Source organism: Nodosilinea sp. LEGE 07088 (assembly GCF_015207395.1).
GTDB lineage: Bacteria > Cyanobacteriota > Cyanobacteriia > Phormidesmidales > Phormidesmidaceae > Nodosilinea.
The window spans coordinates 1-2,651 of the sequence record NZ_JADEWX010000330.1 but is presented as its reverse complement, the minus strand read 5'-3'; the positions used below and the strand labels follow the sequence as shown (position 1 = coordinate 2,651).

The following is a 2,651-nucleotide window of genomic DNA, read 5'->3' as shown; positions in this document are numbered from 1 at the left end:
GGGATGGGGGGATGGGGTGAATCAGGAGAACCGTCGGATTTCCTGGAAAGTCCTGCTACCCTACTATCCCTATACCACTCCAAATATGCCTTGGGTGACTCAAAATACCCCTCATAATCTGGGTGCAGTAGACCCATGTTAGGGGCGGTGACGGCTTCAGGGATGTCGCCGACGGTGAGGCCGAGGTACTTTTCGCCGAGGAACCAAACCATGGCGGCGACGTTTTCTGGCCCGCCCGCGTTCCAGTAGCCGTAGATGATCAGCCAGTTGCGGAGATCCTGGACTTTGCCAACCGGGATGTATTTGAGCAGCTTGGGGCCGACTTTGAGGAAGCTGAGGTAGCCAGCGAGCTTGTCTTCTTCGCGGCTGTTGCCAAACTTGTCGAGGATGAACTTAACGGGCTTGGGCATGCCCTTGGGCTTGTCGCCGATTGCGAACTTGCCCAACTGCGTCAGCGCCATCAGTTCCAGAGCAGACTCAAAGACCAGGCGAATGGGAATCTGCTGCACTCGCTCCCGCAGCCAGAGCACCTGATCGTAGTCAAAGATCAAACTGGCGAAGAACACGTCCGCAACATCCAGGGCCTGCGCGATCGCATCGGGTTTCTGAGCGATGTCGCGATCGCTAAACACGTGAATTTCCAACTCAGGACAGCGCTTAGTGGCTTGCTCTGCAGCCTGGCGATATAGCCCTGCGTTAAAGGTCTCAAAGCCAGCAATTAAAACAATTCTGGGCATCTTGGGAGTCTCTTGAACTCACATACCTCTGATCTTATACGGTCTACATTTTGCGCAGACTATTTAATACAGTTAGTAAATTAGCCCCTCGGGTACAGGCAAGACCCTTCATGAGACTTGCCAATCGCCGCAGTGCACGCCGTACAGTCGCTGGGCTAACAGCGGTTGACGATGCATTGTCAGCTGACAGCACAGCATTTTGTACTGGCGTGGGGCATTGAGGAAACATCAGAGCGGGCAGACTGCAAACTTTCTTTGGAGTGAGTCGCTACGATTCATCGCGATATGGTGTAGATTAATTGGGAACGATTATCATTCTTGAGTCTGTCGCGCTCTTGTTTGTGTTGGCTAAAGGACGATCGGCCATGTCTAAACAAAATTTTCAAACCACGTTTCAGCGAACCCTCTGGGTAGCAGCGGGGGCGATCGCCCTCGGCCTGGGTAGTTGCGCCACGTCTTCGCCTACAAGCGAGGCGGAGTCTCCCGAATCCGAAGTTGCTGCTGCCCCAGAAGATGCGTTACAGGTAGTGACCACGTTTTTGCCCATCACGCAATTCACAACCGCTGTAGCGGGCGATCGCGCTGAGGTGGTGCAACTGCTGCCCACCAATGTCGGTCCCCACGAGTATCAGGCCAAACCGGGTGATGCCCAGGCGATCGCCAATGCCGATTTGCTGGTCAAAAATGGCCTGGAAATGGAATTTTTCCTGGACGACATGATCGAAAACGCTGAAAATGCTGACCTGGTGGTCATCGACTCCAGCGAAGGCATTGCAACTCTGGCCAGTGCGGGTGACCACGATCACGACCATGCCAAGGAAGACGGCCATGACCACGCCGAGGCTGAAGCCCACGACCATGATCATGACCATGCTGAAGGGGAAGCCCATGATCACGCCGAAGGGGAAGCCCATGCCGAAGGCGAGGAGCATGATCACGCTGGCCACGATCATGCCCACGGTGAATTCGATCCTCACGTTTGGTTAGACCCCAAGCGGGCGATCGAGCAGGTAGAAAACATTCGGGATGGGCTGATTGCGGCTGACCCAGATGGTGAAGCAGAGTACACGGCCAACGCTGAAGCCTTCATTGCCGAGTTAGAGGCTCTGGATACTGAAATCACTGAAAAACTGGATCCCTTTGAAGGCGGAACCTTTGTGGTGTTCCACGACTTCGCCGCTTATTTTGCCGACAGCTATGGACTGGAGTCCGAAACGCTGGTGGGCATTCCTGAAGAGAATCCCTCTCCTGAAGACGTGAAGCAAGTGATGGAAACGGTGCAGGCCGAAGGGCTGAAGACAATCCTGACGGAACCGCAGGCCGGGCAGGAATCTTTTGATGCGATCGCGAATGACCTCGACATTGGGGTCAGCGTATTTGACCCCCTCGAAACCGGCCCTGCCGACGCGATTCAGCCCGACTACTACCTCACCATCATGCGCCAGAACGCTGACAATCTCGCGACCAGCTTCGAGGCGTCCAATCAGGCATGGCTGCCGCTCTGGGTGCCCCAACCTGTGGCAGTTGTGCCCCAGCGGGTGGGTCTGCGGTTTTAATACCAGTTCAGTGCTGAGTAAGGAGTCACTAGTTGAGCGATCCGGTTTTAGTCATTGACGGGTTAACGGTTTACCGTGAAACTCACCTGGCCGTGGAGAATGTGTCTTTTGAGGTGCAACCCGGAACAGACACCGCCATCATCGGCCCTAACGGAGCCGGAAAAAGTACGCTGATTCAAGCAGTGCTGGGCATTTTGCCGCGCCAGTCGGGGGACATATTTGTGCTGGGGCAGCCTCTGTCTGCCAGAGGCTACTTACCGCCCAAGGTTCGCCAGGGCATTGCTTACTTGCCGCAAAACTTTTTGTTCGATCGCCGCATTCCCATCACCGCGTCTGAGCTGGTCGGGCTGGGCTGGGA

3 protein-coding genes are annotated in these 2,651 nt (G+C 55.3%); 2 read left to right on the top strand and 1 reads right to left on the bottom strand.

The genetic code is table 11. The annotated features are described in order from the left end of the window. Positions 1 to 737: DUF3479 domain-containing protein (locus tag IQ254_RS30635; protein WP_193969912.1), on the bottom strand; the 737-nt coding region annotated here is incomplete at its 3' end. Between the two features lie 365 nt (positions 738 to 1,102). Here IQ254_RS30635 and IQ254_RS30630 point away from each other — a divergent pair. Both IQ254_RS30630 and IQ254_RS30625 read left to right on the top strand, forming a co-directional pair. Continuing rightward, complete coding sequence (locus IQ254_RS30630) at positions 1,103 to 2,293, top strand: metal ABC transporter solute-binding protein, Zn/Mn family (RefSeq protein ID WP_193969911.1); 1,191 nt, start codon at positions 1,103 to 1,105, stop codon at positions 2,291 to 2,293. A gap of 32 nt (positions 2,294 to 2,325) precedes the next feature. Beyond that, positions 2,326 to 2,651, top strand: a 326-nt coding sequence (locus IQ254_RS30625) for an ATP-binding cassette domain-containing protein (protein ID WP_193969910.1), incomplete at its 3' end; no start/stop codon positions are given.